17 protein-coding genes are annotated in these 17,583 nt (G+C 70.9%); 8 read left to right on the forward strand and 9 right to left on the reverse strand.

Going from position 1 to position 17,583, the window contains the following annotated elements; translation table 11 throughout:
• Positions 1-966 (forward strand): pyridoxal-phosphate dependent enzyme (locus B2U11_RS12345; protein ID WP_292072071.1); only part of this gene is annotated, 966 nt, incomplete at its 5' end.
• Positions 947-1,471, forward strand: coding sequence for an FKBP-type peptidyl-prolyl cis-trans isomerase (locus B2U11_RS12350; RefSeq protein ID WP_201215728.1), 525 nt, complete (start codon positions 947-949; stop codon positions 1,469-1,471). The genes B2U11_RS12345 and B2U11_RS12350, both read left to right, overlap by 20 nt.
• A gap of 35 nt (positions 1,472-1,506) precedes the next feature.
• Here B2U11_RS12350 and queG read toward each other — a convergent pair whose 3' ends face one another.
• Complete coding sequence (queG, locus tag B2U11_RS12355; RefSeq protein ID WP_292072074.1) at positions 1,507-2,619, reverse strand: tRNA epoxyqueuosine(34) reductase QueG; 1,113 nt, start codon at positions 2,617-2,619, stop codon at positions 1,507-1,509.
• Between the two features lie 50 nt (positions 2,620-2,669).
• On the opposite strand from queG, the gene glnD reads away from it, so the two are divergent.
• From glnD to B2U11_RS12375, 4 genes are all read left to right on the forward strand, one after another.
• On the forward strand, positions 2,670-5,369 hold the full coding sequence (gene glnD, locus B2U11_RS12360) for a [protein-PII] uridylyltransferase (RefSeq protein WP_292072076.1): 2,700 nt from the start codon (positions 2,670-2,672) through the stop codon (positions 5,367-5,369).
• A gap of 27 nt (positions 5,370-5,396) precedes the next feature.
• Positions 5,397-6,992: a murein biosynthesis integral membrane protein MurJ gene (gene murJ / locus B2U11_RS12365; RefSeq protein ID WP_292072078.1), complete on the forward strand. Its 1,596-nt coding sequence runs from the start codon at positions 5,397-5,399 to the stop codon at positions 6,990-6,992.
• Between the two features lie 123 nt (positions 6,993-7,115).
• Positions 7,116-8,153: a tryptophan--tRNA ligase gene (gene trpS, locus B2U11_RS12370; protein WP_292072080.1), complete on the forward strand. Its 1,038-nt coding sequence runs from the start codon at positions 7,116-7,118 to the stop codon at positions 8,151-8,153.
• A gap of 19 nt (positions 8,154-8,172) precedes the next feature.
• Complete coding sequence (locus B2U11_RS12375; RefSeq protein ID WP_292072082.1) at positions 8,173-8,637, forward strand: OsmC family protein; 465 nt, start codon at positions 8,173-8,175, stop codon at positions 8,635-8,637.
• Here the strand turns inward: B2U11_RS12375 and B2U11_RS12380 are convergent.
• Genes B2U11_RS12380 through B2U11_RS12395 form a run of 4 tightly spaced genes read right to left on the reverse strand, consistent with a single transcriptional unit; the run spans position 8,634 to position 11,111 of the window.
• Entirely contained in the window at positions 8,634-9,569 is a 936-nt protein-coding gene (locus B2U11_RS12380; RefSeq protein ID WP_292072084.1) for an NAD(P)/FAD-dependent oxidoreductase, read from the reverse strand. The two genes, B2U11_RS12375 and B2U11_RS12380, sit on opposite strands and share 4 nt — an antisense overlap.
• Positions 9,538-10,026: an Rrf2 family transcriptional regulator gene (locus B2U11_RS12385; RefSeq protein ID WP_292072086.1), complete on the reverse strand. Its 489-nt coding sequence runs from the start codon at positions 10,024-10,026 to the stop codon at positions 9,538-9,540. Before B2U11_RS12385 ends, B2U11_RS12380 begins: the two co-directional genes overlap by 32 nt.
• 57 nt (positions 10,027-10,083) lie before the next feature.
• The gene (locus B2U11_RS12390) at positions 10,084-10,833 is read right to left on the reverse strand and encodes a dienelactone hydrolase family protein (protein WP_292072089.1); all 750 of its coding nucleotides are present in this window, start codon (positions 10,831-10,833) and stop codon (positions 10,084-10,086) included.
• Complete coding sequence (locus B2U11_RS12395) at positions 10,821-11,111, reverse strand: hypothetical protein (protein WP_292072090.1); 291 nt, start codon at positions 11,109-11,111, stop codon at positions 10,821-10,823. The genes B2U11_RS12390 and B2U11_RS12395 overlap by 13 nt, the downstream gene beginning before the upstream one ends.
• On the opposite strand from B2U11_RS12395, the gene B2U11_RS12400 reads away from it, so the two are divergent.
• Both B2U11_RS12400 and B2U11_RS12405 read left to right on the forward strand, forming a co-directional pair.
• Entirely contained in the window at positions 11,100-11,558 is a 459-nt protein-coding gene (locus tag B2U11_RS12400; RefSeq protein WP_292072091.1) for a helix-turn-helix transcriptional regulator, read from the forward strand. The two genes, B2U11_RS12395 and B2U11_RS12400, sit on opposite strands and share 12 nt — an antisense overlap.
• Entirely contained in the window at positions 11,555-12,364 is an 810-nt protein-coding gene (locus B2U11_RS12405; protein ID WP_292072093.1) for a siderophore-interacting protein, read from the forward strand. Before B2U11_RS12400 ends, B2U11_RS12405 begins: the two co-directional genes overlap by 4 nt.
• Positions 12,365-12,386: 22 nt before the next feature.
• Here the strand turns inward: B2U11_RS12405 and purH are convergent, their stop codons facing one another.
• The 4 genes from purH to B2U11_RS12425 all read right to left on the reverse strand — a co-directional run.
• Positions 12,387-13,991, reverse strand: coding sequence for a bifunctional phosphoribosylaminoimidazolecarboxamide formyltransferase/IMP cyclohydrolase (purH, locus tag B2U11_RS12410; RefSeq protein WP_292072095.1), 1,605 nt, complete (start codon positions 13,989-13,991; stop codon positions 12,387-12,389).
• A gap of 89 nt (positions 13,992-14,080) precedes the next feature.
• Positions 14,081-15,919, reverse strand: a complete 1,839-nt coding sequence (locus tag B2U11_RS12415; protein WP_292072097.1) for a heparinase II/III family protein — start codon at positions 15,917-15,919, stop codon at positions 14,081-14,083.
• A complete protein-coding gene (gene rpe / locus B2U11_RS12420; protein ID WP_292072099.1) occupies positions 15,916-16,581 on the reverse strand; it encodes a ribulose-phosphate 3-epimerase in 666 nt (221 codons plus the stop codon). Before rpe ends, B2U11_RS12415 begins: the two co-directional genes overlap by 4 nt.
• 51 nt (positions 16,582-16,632) lie before the next feature.
• On the reverse strand, positions 16,633-17,583 hold a 951-nt coding region (locus B2U11_RS12425), incomplete at its 5' end, for an RsmB/NOP family class I SAM-dependent RNA methyltransferase (RefSeq protein ID WP_292072101.1).

The following is a 17,583-nucleotide window of genomic DNA, read 5'->3' on the forward strand; positions in this document are numbered from 1 at the left end:
CACGCCCAGGCCCTGGCCTATCACGGGGGAAGATTGGGCGTGCCCGTGACCATCGTCATGCCCGAGGGCACCCCCTTCGCCAAGATCAACGGCACCCGCCAGCACGGCGCGACGGTGGTGATCCACGGCCTGGACTTCACCGCCTCGACCGAGGAGGCCAAGCGACTGGAGACGGAAAAGGGCTATGTCTTCGTCTCGGCCTTCGACGACGAGGGAATCGTGGCGGGCCAGGGCGTCTGCGCGCTCGAATTCCTGGAGGACGCGCCGGACCTGGAGGCGCTGATCGTGCCGATCGGCGGGGGCGGCCTGATCGCCGGCTGCGCCATCGCCGCCAAGGCCCTGAAGCCGGAGATCAAGGTCTATGGGGTTGAGGCGGCGCGCTATCCGTCCTTCACCGCCAAGCGGGCGGGCCAGCCGCCGGTCTGCACGGGCCAGACCATCGCCGAGGGCATCGCCATCAAGGCGGTGGGCGACATCCCCTTCGGTCTGGCGGACCGCCTGATCGACGAGGTCTTCGTGGTGGACGAGGCCGATTTCGAGCGCGGCGTCTCCTTCATGGCGACGATGGAGAAGACGGTGTGCGAGGGCGCCGGCGCGGGCGGCCTGGCGACGCTGCTGCGCTATCCCGAACGGTTCAGGGGCATGAAGGTCGGCATCGAACTGACCGGCGGCAACATCGACGCGCGGATGCTGGCGGTGGTTCTGAACCGCGAGATGGTGCGCGAGCGCAGACTGATCGTCTATCGCATCCTGGGCGACGACCGGCCGGGGATGCTGTCGGCCATGGCGGCGGTGATCGGGGGCCTGGGCGGCAACATCATCGACGTGGTCCACAACCGCCTGGCGCTGGACGTGCCAGCCAAGGGCGCCGAGTTCGACATCATGGTCGAAACGCGCGATAGCGCCCACGCCGACGAGATCGGCGACGCCTTGAAGGACCGGGGATATGAACTTCGCATGGGCTAGGGCCGCGGCTCTGGCGGGCCTGCTGCTGTCGGCCTGCGGCGAGCCGGCCGTGATCGACCCCGAGGCGGGCAAGGCCGAGGCCGCCGCCTTCATGCAGACGAACGCGCGGAAAGACGGCGTCCAGACCCTGCCCAGCGGCCTGCAGTATCAGGTGGTCCAGTCCGGGCCGGACGGCGGCGAAAGCCCCGACCGCAACGATCTGGTCAAGGTGGAATACGAGGGCAAGCTGGTCGACGGGGAGGTGTTCGACAGCTCCTTCGCGCGCGGCGCCCCGGCCATCTTCACGCCCGAGACGGTGGTGCCCGGCTGGACCGAGGCGCTGCAGAAGATGCGCGTCGGCGATGAATGGATCCTCTATGTGCCGCCCGAGCTGGGCTATGGCGAGCGTGGCGGTCCGCCGGCCATCCCGCCCAACGCCGTGCTGATCTTCCGCCTGAAGTTGCTGGACATAGCCAAGGCGCCGGGCGGCGGACCGATCGGCGGCGGCGCGACGGCGATGGGCTGAGGCTTCGCCCCCTCTCCTCCTTTAACCGAAGGGCCTCAGGCGGCGCGGTCCCATTCGGCCAGGACATCGGGATCGTGCTCTGAACTTGCCGTCCGCAGGGCGGCGAAGGCTTCGGGCGGCATCAGACGCGACAGGGCCCAGACGGCGGCGCCGCGCACCAGCGGGGCCGGATCGCCCAGCAGCGCGCGCGCCGGGGCGATCAGCGACGGATCATCCGAATTGCCGATGGCGTAGAGGACGTTTCTCATGAACCGGTCGCGGCCGATGCGCTTGACCGGGCTCTTGGCGAACAGGGCGCGAAAGGCCGCGTCGTCCAGCGCCGCCAGGTCGGCCAGGCGTGGCGCCTGAAGGCCCTCGCGCGGCTGCAGCCGCATCTCGCGGCCTGCTTGCGCGAACTTGTTCCACGGGCAGACCGCCAGGCAGTCGTCGCAGCCATAGAGGCGCGAGCCCGTGGCGGTGCGGAACTCCACAGGCCAGGGGCCGGCGTATTCGATGGTCAGATAGGACAGGCAGCGCCGCGCATCGAGCTGGAACGGCGCGGGGAAGGCGTTGGTGGGGCAGGCGTCGAGACAGGCGGTGCAGCGGCCGCAATGTTCGGTCTCGGGCGCGTCCGGTTCGATCTCGGCGGCGGTCAGGATGGTTCCCAGGAACAGCCAGTTGCCGTGGGTGCGGCTGAGCAGATTGGTGTGCTTGCCCTGCCAGCCCAGGCCGGCGCGCTGGGCCAAGGGCTTTTCCATCAGGGGCGCGGTGTCGACGAAGACCTTGATGTCCTGACCGTTGCGGGCCGCAATCTGGCCCGCCAGCGTCTTCAGCCGGCCCTTGATGACCTCGTGATAGTCGTCGCCGCGCGCATAGACGGAGATGTACCCAGCCGAACGGTCGGCCAGCTGGTCCAAGGGATTCTCGTCGGGGCCGTAGTTCATGCCCAGGACGATGGCGGTCCGGGCCTCGTCCCACATGGCGGTGGGATGGGCGCGGCGATCCACCGTCGTTTCCATCCAGCCCATGTCGCCGTGGCGTCCCTCGTCCACGAAATGATGCAGCCGGGCACCCGCCGGCCAGGCGTCGATCGCCGAGGCGAAACGGCATACGTCGAAGCCCAGTTCGGCGGCCCGCTGGCGGATGAAGGTCTTGAGGCGTTCGCTCACCGGCGCGCCTTTAGCACGACAGCCGCCGCGCCGCCGCCTATGATCCGCCCATGACCGCCGCGCCGCCGATCCTGGACGACCGCCTGACGGAGGCCGCGCGCGGCGCCGATCCCCGCGCCGCCGTAGCCGCCGTGCTGAAGGAAGGCTACGACGCCGCGCGGGCGCGGGCCGAGCGCAAGCTGGAAGCGGGGATGAACGGGCGGGACGTGGCGCGCCTGTACGCCGCCGCCGCCGACGAGATGCTGACCGCCCTGTGGGCCGTGGCGACCGAGACCCTGTGGCCGGTGTCGCCGGTCGAGAGCGAGCGGCTGGCCCTGGTGGCGGTGGGGGGGTACGGCCGGCGGGTCCTGGCGCCCTACTCCGACCTGGACCTGCTGTTCCTGCGGCCCGGTAAGGCGACGCCGCGCGGCGAGAAGGTGATCGAATTCGTCCTCTATGTCCTGTGGGACCTTGGGGCCAAGGTCGGACCGGCGGCGCGCTCGATCGACGAATGCCTGGCCCTGGCCAAATCCGACATGACGGTTCGGACGACCCTGCTGGAAGCGCGCTTCCTGGCGGGGGACGAAGGGTTGGCCGAGCTGATGATCCGGCGGTTCCGCGACATGGTCGAGAAGTCCGATCCGCGACCCTTCATCGCCGCCAAGCTGGAGGAGCGCGACCTGCGTCACGAAAAGGCCGGGGCGATCCGCTACAAGGTCGAGCCCAACGTCAAGGACGGCAAGGGGGGCCTGCGCGACCTGAACAGCCTGTTCTGGATCGCCCGGTCCCTGGCACCCGACAGCCGGCTGGGCGCGACGGTGATGGACGAACTGTTCACCGCGCGCGAGCGGCGCACCTCGGACGAGGCGTTCGACTTCCTGTGGCGGGTGCGCATCCACATGCACCTGATCGCCGGGCGAGCCGAGGAAAAGCTGACCTTCGACCTGCAGCCGGAAGTGGCGCGGCGCATGGGCTGGCGGGGGCGCGGCGACGAGCCGGCGGTAGAGCGGTTCATGCGCCGCTACTTCCTGGTGGCGCGCGACGTCGGCGCCCTGACCCGCGCCATGTCGGCCAAGCTGGAGGGGCGCCACCAGAAGACGGCCTCGGGCCTGTCGCGGCTGATGAGCCCGTTCCGGCCCAATCGGCGAAGGCTGGACGTGGAGGGGCTGTGGATTGACCAGGGCCGGCTGTCGGTCGATGGGCCGGAGGTGTTCCAGGCGGATCCCGTCAAGCTGCTGACCCTGTTTGTCCAGGCTGACAAGCACGACCTGGACCTGCACCCTGACGCCTATTCGGCGGTGACGCGTTCGCTGTCGCTGGTGACGCCGAAACTGAGGCGCGACCCGGCGGCGACGCGGGCCTTCCTGGACATTCTGGCGCACGGGCAGCGGCCCTATCGCACGCTGAGCCTGATGAACGAGACGGGCCTTCTGGGCCGGTTCCTGCCCGAATGGGGCCGGATCGTCGGCCAGACCCAGTTCAACATGTACCACGCCTATACGGTGGACGAGCACACGCTCCAGGCCATCGGCGTCATCAACGACATCGCGCGCGGCAAGCTGAAGGCCGACCATCCGATGGCGTCCGAGATCGTGCACCTGATCGACGACATGGAAGCCCTGATGCTGGGGATGCTGCTGCACGACGTCGGCAAGGGCGGCGAACGCGGCCAGCTGGAGGACGGAGCCATCGCCGCGCGCCGGGCTTGCGAGCGGCTGGGCGTCGACCCGCGCCGGATCGAGCTGGTGGTGTGGCTGGTGCGCAGCCATCTGGCCCTGTCCGACTACGCCCAGAAGCGCGACGTGTCGGACCCGGCGACGGTGCGCGCCTTCGCCGAACTGGTGGGCGATCCCGAGCGGCTGCGGATGCTGCTGGTGCTGACGGTGGCCGACATCCGCGCCGTGGGGCCGGGGGTGTGGAACGGCTGGAAGGGCCAGCTGATGCGAACGCTCTACAACCAGGTCGCCGCCCTGTTCAGGGGCGAGGACGTGGCGCGTGAGGATCCGCTGGGCGATCATCCGGCCCTGGTGGCGCGAGCGAGAGAGGCGGGCGCGGCGGCCGAGGCCCTGCCCACCCCGGCGGTCGAGGGTCTGCCGGTGCAGACGACACAGATTTCCATCGCCGCCGCCGACCGGCCGGGCCTGTTCGCCGACCTGGCCCAGACCATGGCGGCCCTGGGCGCCGACATCGTCGATGCGCGGGTGGCGACCTCCGAGGGCATCGTGCTGGACGTTTTCCGGGTGCAGGACGGCGCGGGCCTGCCCTACGGCCAGGCCGAGCCCCGACGGCTGAAGACCTTGCTGGAGGCGCTGGAGCGCGCCGCGCGCGGCGAGGGCCGCATCGGCAAGGCGCCCGAGCCGGCCGCCAACGCCCGCAAGGCCGCCTTCGAGGTGCGGCCCGTGGTGATGATCGACCATCACGCCAGCGAGACGGCCACGGTGGTCGAGGTGTCCGGCGCCGACCGGCCGGGCCTGCTGGCCGCCCTGTCGCGCGCCTTCAGCGACCAGAGGCTGAACATCCGCTCGGCCCACGTCGCCAGCTTCGGCGAGCGGGCGGTCGACAGCTTCTATGTCGTGGATCGCAAGGGTCGCAAGATCGCCTCCGAGGACGTCGCCCGCGATCTGCGCGAAGCCCTGGAAGCGGTGCTGGACAGCCGCGCCCCCGCCCCGGCCGGCCGCAAGGTCGTCGCCGCCCGCGCCAGCGCCCGCGACGTCTCCGAACTGGGGCGCCGGGCGCGCAAACCCGTATCGCCGAAGCCCGAGCCGCGCTAAGCGGACCGCTCATACGCTGGAATCCGCATGAGTCTCGCCCGCAACACCCTGGTCCAGGCCACGCTCACCCTGGGCAGCCGCGTGCTGGGCTTCGCCCGCGACCTGTTCCTGTCGGCGCGCTTCGGCCAGGGGCCGATGATGGACGCCTTCACCACCGCCCTGATGCTGCCCAACATGTTCCGGCGACTGTTCGCGGAGGGCGCCTTCGCCCAGGCCTTCGTGCCCATCTACGGCGGGGTCCGCGCGCGCGAGGGCGAAGAGGCGGCGGCCGTCACGGCGTCCGAGGCGCTGAGCTTCATCTTCGCCGTGGTCGCCGGCTTCTGCATCCTGCTGCAGGTCGCCATGCCCTGGATCATGCCGTGGCTGCTGTCGGCTTGGCGCGACGACGCCGGGGTGATGCGGGCGGCGGTCACGGCGGCGCAGCTGACCATGCCCTACTTGGCCTGCATGACCATCGCCTCGCTGCTGTCGGGGGTGCTGAACACCGGGGGGCGCTTCGCCCTGTCGGCGGGCGTGCCGGTGTTCCTGAACCTGTGCACCCTGGTTCCGCTGATGGCGCCCAGTTTCGTTCCCATGAGCCAACCGGAGACCCTGATGGCGGTCAGCGCGGCGGTGACGGTCTCGGGCGTCATCCAGGCCGGCCTGCTGTGGTGGGGCGTGCGGCGGCTGGGGGTGGCGATCCGCCTGTCCTGGCCGCGACTGACGGCGGGGGTCAAGCGGACACTGGCCCTGGCCGTGCCCGGCGTGTTGGCGGGCGGCGCCTTCCAGATCAACTCCCTGGTCAGCCAGTTCCTGGCCGGCTCGAACGAGGGCGCGCGCTCGGTCCTGTACAACGCCGACCGCCTGTACCAGTTGCCGCTGGGCCTGGTGGGGGTGGCGCTGGGGCTGGCGCTGGTGCCGCGGTTGACGCGGGCCTTCGTCTCGGGCGACCATGCGGGCGGGCGCCGGACGATGGACGACGGGCTGGGGCTGGCCCTGGCCTTCGCCTTGCCGGCGGGGGTGGCCCTGTTCGTCATTCCCTTCTTCATCATCGACGCCACGGTGACGCGCGCGGCCTTCACCTCGGCCGACGCGGCGCGCACCGCCGACGTGCTGCGCCAGTTCGCCTGGGGCGTGCCGGCCTTCGTCCTGGTCAAGGTGCTGACCCCCCCCTTCTTTGCGCGCGAGGACACGAGGCGGCCGATGATCTTCGCCGTGATCTCGGTGATCCTGACGGTGACGCTGGGCTCGGCGCTGTTCTTCTGGTTCGGGTCGCGCGGCTGGGACGGGGTGCTGGGCCTGGCCATCGCCACCAGCGTGTCCGCCTGGGTCAATGTCGCCCTGCTGGCCGGGACGCTGATCCGCGAGGACAGCTGGCGACCGTCGCCGGCCTTCGTCTCGCGCCTGTCTCGCATCGTCGCCGCGAGCGCGGTGATGGCGGCCCTGCTGTTCGCCGCCAGCCTCGCCTATCCGCTGCTGAGCCGGCTGTTTCTGGCCAAGGAGATCGCCGTCCTGGTCGTCTGCGCCGCCGGGGCGGGCGCCTATGGGCTGTGTCTGTTGCTGTTCCGGGCCGTGACCCTGTCGGAGCTGAAGGCCACCCTGCGCCGCGAGCCGGGCGCCGGACCCGTCTCCGGTCTGGACTGACCGGCGGGGAGACGATAAGCGCGAGCCATGACGTTTTCGGGCTTCCAATCCGGATGGCGATGGCGCGGCTGACCGTCGCCGCCCTTCGCCTGCCTGCCTCACAGACTCTTCGAGACCCGAACCATGACCGATCAAACCCCGGCCCAATACACCGGACCGCGCCGCATCCTGTCCGGCATCCAGGCTTCCGGCGCCCTGCACCTGGGCAACTATCTCGGCGCGCTGAAACGCTTCGTCGAGCTGCAGGACCAGGGTGCGCCCGTCCTGGTGTTCGTGGCCGACATGCACGCCATCACCGTGTGGCAGGATCCGGACAAGCTGGCCGCCCAGACGCGCGAGATCGCCGCCGCCTACCTGGCCTCGGGCCTGGACCCCAAGACCGCGACCATCTTCCCGCAGTCGGCCGTGCCCGCCCACGCCGAACTGGCCTGGATCTTCAACTGCGTGGCCCGCCTGGGCTGGCTGGACCGGATGACCCAGTTCAAGGAGAAGTCGGGCAAGCACAAAGAGCGCGCCTCGGTCGGCCTCTACACCTATCCCGTGCTGCAGGCTGCGGACATTCTCCTCTACAAGGCCACCGAGGTGCCGGTCGGAGAGGACCAGAAGCAGCACCTGGAGCTGACCCGCGACATCGCCGCCAAGTTCAACAACGACTTCGGCGTTCCCGGCTTCTTCCCCGTTCCGGAGCCGATCATCCAGGGACCGGCGACGCGGGTGATGTCGCTACGCGATGGGGCGGCCAAGATGTCCAAGTCCGATCCGTCCGATAACAGCCGCATCAACCTGACCGACGACGCTGACACCATCGCCGCCAAGATCAGGAAGGCCAAGACCGACCCGGAGCCGTTGCCCGAGAGGCTGGACGGCCTGGCCGAACGGCCCGAGGCCAAGAACCTGGTCGCCATCTACGCCGCCCTGGCCGGACTTACGCGCGAACAGGTGATCGCCCAGTTCGGCGGCCAGGGCTTCGGCGCCTTCAAGCCGGCGCTGGCGGATCTGGCGGTCGAATCCCTGGCGCCGGTGACGGCCGAGATGCGCCGGCTGATGGACGACCCGGCCGAGATCGACCGCGTGTTGAAGGACGGGGCGGAGCGCGCTTCGGCCATCGCCGAGCCGGTCGTGGCCGAAACCAAGAAGATCGTCGGCTTCTGGCGGGCGTGAGTCACAACGGAGAACGGTCATGAGCACGCACGGGACGACCGTCGAGTGGAAGCGGGGCGACCAGTCCTTCATCGACAAGCGCTACAGCCGCGCCCACGTCTGGACCTTCGACGGCGGGGCGGTGGTGCCGGCGTCGTCGGCGCCGGAAAGCGTGCCCGTGCCGATGTCGGACGCCTCGGCCGTCGATCCCGAGGAGGCGATGATCGCCTCCCTGTCGAGCTGCCACATGCTGTGGTTTCTGGCCTTCGCCGCCAACGCCCGGCTGACGCTGGATTCCTATCGCGACGAGGCGTCCGGCGAGCTGGACAAGCACGAGGCGGGCAAGCGCTATCTGGCCCGCGTGACCCTGCGTCCCGTCACCACATTCACCGGCCGCCAGCCCGACCAGGCCGAACTGGACGCCCTGCACCATCAGGCGCACGAACACTGCGAGATGGCCCACTCCGTCCGCGCGACGATCACAGTCGAGGCGACGCTGGGCTAGGCAGCGGGCGCCGTCTCCTCCTCTACCAGCGACCGGAAGAGGGCGTGGGCGGCCAGCATGCCGTCGGAGGTCGCCAGGGTGATGTTGGAGGCGGCGCGGGCCAAGTCTCCGGCGGCGAAGACGCCCGGCTGGGTCGTCTGCTGCAGGGCGTCCACCTTGATGACGCGGCCCATCGGCGTGTCGACCATCTCGCAGCCCAGGCGTTCGGCGAAGGGGCTGGCGACGCGGGCGCTGGCGCCGACGAAAATGGCCTTCAGCGGAACGAAGCGGCCGTCCGCCAGGCGCGCGCCGGTCAGGGTCGGGGCCTCGCCCTCCAGCCGTTCGATCGGCGTCGGCTCGACCATCACGCCACGGCGATACAGCAGGTGGGCATCCTCGGGCGACAGGCCCTGATCCAGGCCCATGAACAGGGTGACGTCGCCCCATTCGGCGACCGTCGCGGCGTACTGGACGGCGTGCTCGCCCCGTCCCAGCACGCCGATGGGGCCGCCGCCGATCTCGTAGCCGTGGCACCAGGGGCAATGGAGCGCGGTGCGGCCCCAGCGCTCCCGGACGCCGGGAATGTCGGCCAGCACGTCCTCGACGCCGTGGGCCAGCAGCAGGCGGCGACCCTCGGTCTTCGTGCCGTCGGCGAAGGCGACGGAGAAACCGCCCTTGGCCCGCTCGACCGCCACCGCCTCGGCCAGGCGGAAGGCGGCGGTGGGATAGGCGGCGACCTGGGCGCGGGCGGCCGCGGCGATCTCGGCCCCCGGCCGGCCGTCGTTGGCCAGGACGCCGTGCGCGCGAGCGGCGAAGCGGTTGCGCGGCCGGCCGTCGTCGATGACCAGCACCCGGCGGCGCGCGCGGACCAGCTGCATGGCGGCGGACAGGCCGGCGTAGGAGCCGCCGATGATGACGGCGTCATGAGGCATCGGATTTTCGAGCGTGGGCATGGAGTCGATCCCTTTCAGGATGGGCGGCCATCCGGCGCGAGAAGTCCGCCGCCAGATCGGCCAGGGTGAAGGAGTCCAGCCGCGCGACCAGCAGGGCGCGGGCGGCGGCGTAGGTGTCGGCCAGGGCGTCGTTGACCGCCGCCTCGACCAGGCAACCGTCCGCCTCCACCGGCGGCGCGTCGGGGATCAGGCCGACGCCCCCCAGGGCCTCGTGCACCTGGCCCAGGGTGACCTGGTCCAGCGACCGGGCCAGACGCCAGCCGCCGCCCCGCCCCTTTTCGGAGGCGACCAGGCCCTGCTCGCGCAGCCCCGCCATGGTTCGCCGCACCACCACCGGATTGGTGGACAGGCAGACCGCCAGCTGATCCGACGTCATGGGCGAGCCCGTCCGCGCCTCGTGCTCGGCCATGTGCAGCAAGGCGTGGAGAATATTGGAGAGGCGGGAATCCCGTTTCATGTAACTTCAATTGTTACGTGGTAAGGCGAACGTCAAGTCAGCGGGTCGGGAATCTTTTCAGGCCGCGGGCGCGGCGTCCTCCAGGAAGGCGCGGAAGCGGCGAAGCGCCTCTTCGGCCAGCGCCGGGTCGTGGCGCATCGGGCCGTTGTTGGTCGGCTCGTCGAAGGCGTGGGCGCCCTCGGCGATCCAGCTTTCGACCTCGGCGCCGCAGTTGCGGATCATGGCGTTGACCTGTTCGGCGTTGCGCACCGTTGTCAGGTGGTCGCGGCGGCAGGTCACGGCCAGGACCTTGGGGCAATGCCGCCAGGGCTTCAGCTTGTTGAAGGCGAACGGCCCGACGTAGGGATAGGCCAGCCACGCCGCCTTGACCCCCGACAGGTCCGCCGAAGCCGGGTCTCGAACGCCCATGGCGTTCGGCTGGGGCGCCGCGCTCATCATCTCCATGATCGACCAGCCGCCGTGGCTCCAGCCGGCCAGGGTCAGGCGATCCGCGTCGACGTCCGGCCGGACGGAGATTCCCTGGATCGCGGCCAGGACGTCGCCCGCCCGCTCATACCCCCGCAGGGCCAGGCCGGTGCAGACGGCGGTCAGGGTGAAGGCCCGGCCCCACCCGCGCGGCGCATAGGAATCGATGACGAAGGCGCGCCATCCCGCCTCGGCCGCCGTCTGAGCGTAGCGCGGCAGGTGATCCCGAAGACCGCCGCATCCGTGGAACATCAAGACCGCCGGACGCGGGCGGTCGTCGGCCGGCCCCGTCACCGTCATGTGCGGCTCAAGCCGGGCCCAGCGCTGGTTCAGATCGTCCATGCCGCCAGTGTCGCCCGGCTTGACGGCGCAACGCCAGCCCTCTTGACCTTTCCTTGCTTCGATATATCTAATCGCTCGTGAATAGATGTATCGAAAAGGAAGTGGGAATGCGATCCAAGGGGATCTTCCATCATCACCGCCGCGAAGGATGCGGCGACAAACACGGGGTCTTCGGCCGCGGGCGCGGAATGCGCGGCGGTCTGGGCCGGGGCTGGGACCGCGGCGACGGCGTTGGCCGCGGACACGGCCGACGCGGCGGGGGTCGTATGTTCGATCATGGCGCCCTGCGCTGGCTGCTGCTGTCGCTGATCGCGGAAAAGCCCGATCATGCCCCCAGCCACGGCTATGAACTGATCAAGGCGGTCGAGACCCGGCTGGGCGGGGCCTATTCGCCCAGCCCCGGCGTTATCTATCCGACGCTGACCCTGCTGGAGGAGATGGGCGCGCTGGAGGCGACGGCCGAAGGGGGCAAGAAGCTTTACGCCATCACCGAGACGGGCCGCGCCCTGCTGGCCGAAAACGGCGAGGTCGTCGCCTCGGTCCAGGCGCGGATGGACAAGTTCGCCGCCCATGCCCGACGCCCCGAGGCGATCCAGGAAGCCATCGGCCGGCTGCGGGCTGCGATCCACGCCCGACTGACCAGCGAAACGGCCCTGACCGAGGCGCAGGTGAAGGCCATCGCCGCCATCCTGGAAGAAACGACCGAACGGGTGGAAAAGGCATGAGCGAGACCCTGCGCATTCCCCGGCGAGTGCGGCACGCGCTGAAGTTCCGCACCCTGAGCGTCGCCTCGGTCGAGGACCTGACCCCGACCTATCGCCGCATCGTCCTGACCGGAGACGATCTGGACGGCTTCGTGTCGCTGGGGTTCGACGACCATGTGAAGGTCTTTCCGCCCCGGCCGGGCGAGGCGCCGGTCATGCCGACCGTCGGGCCGGACGGCCCCGTCTTCCCGGAGCCGAGGCCGGCGGCGCGGGATTATACGCCGCGCGCCTACGATCCGGCGACGCGGCGCCTGACGCTCGACTTCGTCACCGGCCACGGGGGTCCGGCCACCGAATGGGCGATGGCGGCCACGCCGGGCGCGCAGTTGGGCGTCGGCGGACCGCGCGGCTCCTTCATCGTGCCGACCGCCTTCGCCGACCATGTGCTGATCGGCGACGAAACAGCCCTGCCCGCCATCGCCCGGCGGCTGGAGGAGTTGCCTGCGAGCGTGCGCGCCACGGTGATCATCGCCGTGAAGGGCGCGTCCGAGCGCCTGCCTCTGGCCAGCGCCGCGACGCTGTCGGTCTCCTGGGTCGACCGGGCCGACGCCGCGCGCAGTGATCCCGCGCCCCTGTCGGACGCGGTGGAGCCGGCCCTGGCGGACGTAGATCGCCGCGACGCCTATGTCTGGATCGCCGCCGAGGCCCAGGTGGCGCGCGCCTTGCGCGCCCAGGTCGTCGGGCTGGGATTCGATCCCAAGGCGATGAAGGCGGCCGGCTATTGGCGCGAAGGCGGCACGGCGGAAAAGGAAGTCATCGAGGACTGAAGCCGCCGCGCCTCGAAAAACCCTAGTGTCGGAACACGCGTACGCCGGTGAAGGCCATGGCGATGTTCCGCTCGTCGGCGGCGGCGATGACCTCCTCGTCCCGGATCGAGCCGCCGGGCTGGATCACCGCCGTGGCGCCGGCCGCGACCGCTTCCAGCAGGCCGTCGGCGAAGGGGAAGAAGGCTTCGGATGCACAGGCCGAGCCTTCCGCCAGCGAATGCGCCAGACCCTTGGCTTCGCCCGCCTCCTTGGCGCGGATGGCGGCGATGCGGGCCGAGTCGCGACGGTTCATCTGACCGGCGCCGATTCCGGCCGTCTGGCCGTCCTTCGCATAGACGATGGCGTTGGACTTGACGTGCTTGGCCACGGTGAAGGCGAACAGCATGTCCTGGATCTCGGTCGGGGTCGGCTGGCGGCGCGTGACGATCTTCAGGTCTTCCGGCTTGATCAGCGAGCGATCGCGCGACTGAACCAGGAAGCCGCCGGCGACGCTGCGGAACACCTCGCCCGGACCGTGCGGATCGGGCAGGCCGTCGGTGATCAGCAGGCGCAGGTTCTTCTTGGCGGCGAAGACGGCCTTGGCCTCGTCGTCGGCGCCGGGCGCGATCACCACCTCGGTGAAGATGCCGGTGATGGCGCGGGCGTCGTCGCCGTTCAGCGGCCGGTTGACGGCGATCACGCCGCCGAAGGCCGAGACGGCGTCGCATTCCAGCGCGCGGGCGTAGGCTTCCGACAGGTCCTTGCCCACGGCGACGCCGCACGGGTTGGCGTGCTTGACGATGACGCAGGCCGGGGCCTCGAACTCTGCGACCAGTTCATAGGCGGCGTCGGCGTCCGCGATGTTGTTGTAGCCCAGTTCCTTACCCTGGATCTGGCTGGCGTAAGCGACGCCCGGCCGACGCTCGCCGGTGCGGTAGAAGGCGCCGGTCTGGTGCGGGTTCTCACCGTAGCGCAGGGTCTGGGCCAGCGAACCGGCGATGGATTTGCGGGCCGGGGCGGCGTCCTCCAACTGGCCGGCGAACCAGCTCGAGACGGCGGCGTCATAGGCGGCCGTGCGGGCGAAGGCGCGGGCGGCGAGACGCTTCCTCAGCGCCAGATCGGTCGAACCGTCCGCCTTCAGCGCCTCGAGGATCAGGCCGATCGACTCGCCGTCCACGGCGACGGCGACATGGCCGTGGTTCTTGGAGCCCGAGCGGATCATGGCCGGGCCGCCGATGTCGATGTTCTCGATGGCCGCCTCGAAGCCACCCCCCTGCTCCACCGTCTTCTCGAACGGATAGAGGTCGATCCAGACGATATCGATGGGACCGATGCCGTGCTGGGTCATCGCCTCGGCGTGGGTCGGAGCGTTGCGCACGCCCAGAAGGCCGCCATGCACGACCGGGTGCAGCGTCTTGACCCGCCCGTCCATCATCTCGGGAAAGCCCGTCAGGTCGGCCACGTCCTTGACCGGCAGGCCCAGCTTCTCGATCGCCGCCTTGGTGCCGCCGGTCGAGACCAGTTCGACGCCCAGGCCGGCCAGGGTACGCGCCGCATCCTCCAGCCCCGCCTTGTCCGACAGGGAGATCAGGACGCGGACGGGCTTGATCGCGTCCGGGGCGGGCGGAAAATCGGGAGCGGCGGGCATGGGCGGCGTCCGTGGTCTGAAAAGGTTTCCGGGGGAGGATGGCGCGGCCTCTAACGCCAAACGCCCTTCACGTCACCCCACGGACGGTTTCACGACGGCTCGCTGGCGCCCGCCGGGCTCAGTTTCCAGCGGATCTTGCTCTCGCTGTCGGTGCGGGCCGAGCCACGCACGACGATCTGCAGGCTGCGCCTAGTCAGTCCAGCGTCGATGTGGACGCTGGGCTCGATGGCCACGTCGGGACCGTCGGTCCTGAACCACCAGCCCCGGCCCGAGGCGCCGCGCACCAGGATCGAGCGACGGTCGCGCGCCAGCGAGGCCTGAACCCCCGGCTCCAGATGGAAGCGGATGGCGTAGGGAGCCGCGATCTGGCGGACCATCTCCTTGCGACCCGGCGTTGGGAACAGCCGCTCCTCGGCGCGCAGTTCGTCCAGGCGCTGGTCCAGGTAGAGCCGGCGCTGATGGTTCAGGCCGAACAGCTCGGCCCAGCCGTCATGCTCAAGGTCCAGCCACACCGCGCCATCACCCTGGCGGTGATCGGCGGTGACGTGGATCGGCGGCCCCACCAGGCGCGGCCCCAGAAGCTCGCCCTTCCAGCCGCCCAGCGGATCGTTCAGCGACCGCTCGCCCAGGGTCAGGGTCGAATGGCCCGGCGTCAGGCGCAGCGCCTGGCGATCGACCGCCGCCGGCGTCCAGCCCGACCCGGTGAACAACCGGTCGCGGCCGCAGCAGACCTCCAGCGCCAGGGGCTGGGCGCAGGCCCCGGCGCCCCACGCCCCGCGCGCCGGACTGGCGGCGTCGGCGACGATGGTCAACAGAGGGCTGGCGATGCGGGTTAGCCCGCCCACGGCGCCGCCGCTCTCGGCCTCGCGTCGCGGATCGGCGGTCTCGTCGTGAGCGCGGGCGGCGGCGACGCGCGCCGTCGTGGAGGGGCCGCCGCCCTGGAAGGCGGCCAGGCGCCCGTCCGGCAGAACCAGGACATGAAGCGCCTCGGTCAGCCGGCCGATCGCGCCGGAGACGGACGCCGGCGTCGGTTCCGACAACTGGGCCAGCGCGTCGTCAAGGGTCAGCAGATCCAGCAGAAGTTCAAGCCCGGCCTCGGGACTGCGGCTCGCGTGCCCCCCGTCCTCCAGCACCGTGGCCTTCAGCGCGCTTTCCAGGCCGCCCAGAGCGCGACGCCGCAGCCCCGAGCCGACCGGCCCGGCCAGGGCGCAGCCGGCGATGGCGGCGGCGGTCAGCTTGTTCGCCCGCTCGGCCAGGCCGCCGGGCGGGCGCAGCAACTGGCGGCCCTGGCGCGCCAGGCTGTCGGCCAGGCGCAGCCGCTCGGCCTCGGTCGCGACACCCCCGAGCCTGCGCGCCGCGCAGGACAGACGGATGACGCGCCGCGCCAGGATGTCCGGTCCCCACGCGAAGGGCGACCAGCGGGCGAAGGCGTCCTGCCAGCCCAGCACCAGACGCAGGGCCTCGCGGGCGCCGCGCTCGCCCTGGGTCATCAGGGCGGGCAACCATTCGAAGGCGTGCAGTTCGACGGCGAAGGCGCGCGACGGGCTGGGGCGGTTCCAGGGGTCGGCGGGCGCATCGACCTCCATCGTCGCGCCGCCCAGGACGAAACGGCCGCCCAGGATCGCCTTGGCCTGGGTCGCCGCCAACTCGGGATCCAGCGGGCGGAAATCGCGCGGCGTTGCGGAGAATCCGGCGGCCTTTCGCCCGCCCAGCGTCAGGCTGTAGCCAGGCAGGCCGTAGAGTTCGATCCACAGCTGGCGGGTCGCCAGCCGGCCGGCCAGGGCCGGCCACAGGCCGGGGCCGGCGCGGACATCGCCGGCGCGCACCGGCGTGCGTACCGGCGCGCCGGCCAGGCCCGGAATATGGCCGGGGGCGACCTCCGGGCCGCCGTCCGAGCCGCGCGGGGCGAAGGGGCCGAGGGGGCTCACGCCGGTTCCGGCACGGCCTTCAGGGCGGCGATGTTGGTCGCATAGTCGCCCTTGAACACGAAGGAGCCGGCGACCAGGGCGTCCGCCCCGGCGTCTACGCAGGCCGCGGCGTTGGCGGAGGTGACACCGCCGTCGACCTGGAGGTGCGCGGCCGACCCGGCGCGGTCCAGGATGGCGCGGGCCCGCGCGATCTTGGCCAGGGACGCATCGATGAACTTCTGCCCGCCGAAGCCCGGGTTGACCGACATGATCAGCACCAGGTCCACCAGATCGACGACCTCTTCCAGGATCGACAGGGAGGTGGCCGGGTTGAAGACGATCCCAGCCTTGGCGCCCAGCTGGCGGATGCGGCCCAAGGTGCGGTGCAGATGCGGCCCGCTTTCGGGATGAACGCTCAGGATGTCCGCTCCCGCATCGCTATAGGCCTCCAGCCAGTTGTCGACCGGCGCGACCATCAGGTGAACGTCGAAGGGGCGGGTCGTGCAGGGCCGGATCGCCTTCACGATGTCAGGACCCATCGTCAGGTTCGGCACGAAATGACCGTCCATGACGTCGATGTGGATCCAGTCGGCGCCGGCGGCGTCCAGGGCGCGGACCTCGTCGCCCAGGCGGGAGAAATCGCTGGCGAGGATGGACGGACAGATCAAGGGGGATGCGGCCATGCCCCCGGATAGGACGGGACGAAGGCGGGGGCAAGGCGGCCCCGCCTGACTCTAGCTGATCCGCTCCAGCTTGGCGGCGAAGAAGCCGTCCAGCCCCCCGCGCTCGGCCTGCATCGAGGGAAGGATGCGAAGCCAGCCTTCGGGGGTCAGGGCCTGCGCCGGCGCGCCCACGGCGGCGGGGTCGGCCGGGACGGTGCGGAAAGCCGGATTGCGGCGCAGGAAGGCGATGATCTGGGTCTCGCCCTCCTCGCGCTCCAGCGAGCAGGTGCAATAGACCAGCCGACCGCCTGGCTTGACACGCTCGGCGGCGACGTCCAGCAGCCGATGCTGGACGTCGGCCAGCTTGGCGACGTCCGAAGGACGGGTGGCGCGCAGGACCTCGGGATTGCGCCGAAAGGTGCCGGTGGCTGTGCACGGCGCGTCCAGCAGCACGGCGTCGAAGGTGCGGGAATCGTCCCAGTCCTCGGCCGGGACGGCGACGACCTCGGCGGTCAGGCCGGTGCGTTCCAGGTTCTGGGTCAGCCGCTTCAGGCGCGGGGCCGACCGGTCCAGGGCGACGACCGAGGCGCCGGCGGCGGCCAGTTGCAGCGTCTTGCCGCCCGGCGCGGCGCACATGTCCAGCGCGGTTTCGCCGGCCTTCGCGCCCAGCAGGCGACCGGGCACGGCGGCGGCGGCGTCCTGGACCCACCAGTCGCCTTGCTCGAAGCCGGGCCAGGTCGCCACGTCCCCGCGACGGCCGGTGCGGACCGTGCCGCCCCCAAAGCCGGAGTGCAGAACCTCCCCGTCGACGGCGGCGGCGACGGCGGCGGGATCGACGCCGGGCTTGAGACTGAGGTCCGTCGCCGGCTCCTCGCGGGCGGCCAGGGCCAAGCCGGCCAGCGTCGCCTCGCCATAGGCCGCCTTCCAACGGGCGGCGATCCAGTCGGGCAGATTGGATTCCGCCGTGGTCAGGCCGGGGCCGTCGCGGCCGACGCCGCGCAGAACGGCGTTGACCAGGTTCTT

Origin of the sequence: Brevundimonas sp. UBA7534 (genome assembly GCF_002479325.1) — a bacterium.
GTDB lineage: Bacteria > Pseudomonadota > Alphaproteobacteria > Caulobacterales > Caulobacteraceae > Brevundimonas.

Bases quoted from the DNA above. Each gene is read 5' to 3' on its own strand.
- B2U11_RS12350 (WP_201215728.1), top strand. From the start codon at position 947: ATGAACTTCGCATGGGCTAGGGCCGCGGCTCTGGCGGGCCTGCTGCTG.
- purH (WP_292072095.1), bottom strand. From the start codon at position 13,991: ATGCCCGCCGCTCCCGATTTTCCGCCCGCCCCGGACGCGATCAAGCCC.
- murJ (WP_292072078.1), top strand. From the start codon at position 5,397: ATGAGTCTCGCCCGCAACACCCTGGTCCAGGCCACGCTCACCCTGGGC.
- rpe (WP_292072099.1), bottom strand. From the start codon at position 16,581: ATGGCCGCATCCCCCTTGATCTGTCCGTCCATCCTCGCCAGCGATTTC.
- trpS (WP_292072080.1), top strand. From the start codon at position 7,116: ATGACCGATCAAACCCCGGCCCAATACACCGGACCGCGCCGCATCCTG.
- B2U11_RS12395 (WP_292072090.1), bottom strand. From the start codon at position 11,111: ATGATCGAACATACGACCCCCGCCGCGTCGGCCGTGTCCGCGGCCAAC.
- B2U11_RS12390 (WP_292072089.1), bottom strand. From the start codon at position 10,833: ATGGACGATCTGAACCAGCGCTGGGCCCGGCTTGAGCCGCACATGACG.
- B2U11_RS12380 (WP_292072084.1), bottom strand. From the start codon at position 9,569: ATGCCCACGCTCGAAAATCCGATGCCTCATGACGCCGTCATCATCGGC.
- B2U11_RS12405 (WP_292072093.1), top strand. From the start codon at position 11,555: ATGAGCGAGACCCTGCGCATTCCCCGGCGAGTGCGGCACGCGCTGAAG.
- B2U11_RS12400 (WP_292072091.1), top strand. From the start codon at position 11,100: ATGTTCGATCATGGCGCCCTGCGCTGGCTGCTGCTGTCGCTGATCGCG.
- glnD (WP_292072076.1), top strand. From the start codon at position 2,670: ATGACCGCCGCGCCGCCGATCCTGGACGACCGCCTGACGGAGGCCGCG.
- B2U11_RS12385 (WP_292072086.1), bottom strand. From the start codon at position 10,026: ATGAAACGGGATTCCCGCCTCTCCAATATTCTCCACGCCTTGCTGCAC.
- B2U11_RS12375 (WP_292072082.1), top strand. From the start codon at position 8,173: ATGAGCACGCACGGGACGACCGTCGAGTGGAAGCGGGGCGACCAGTCC.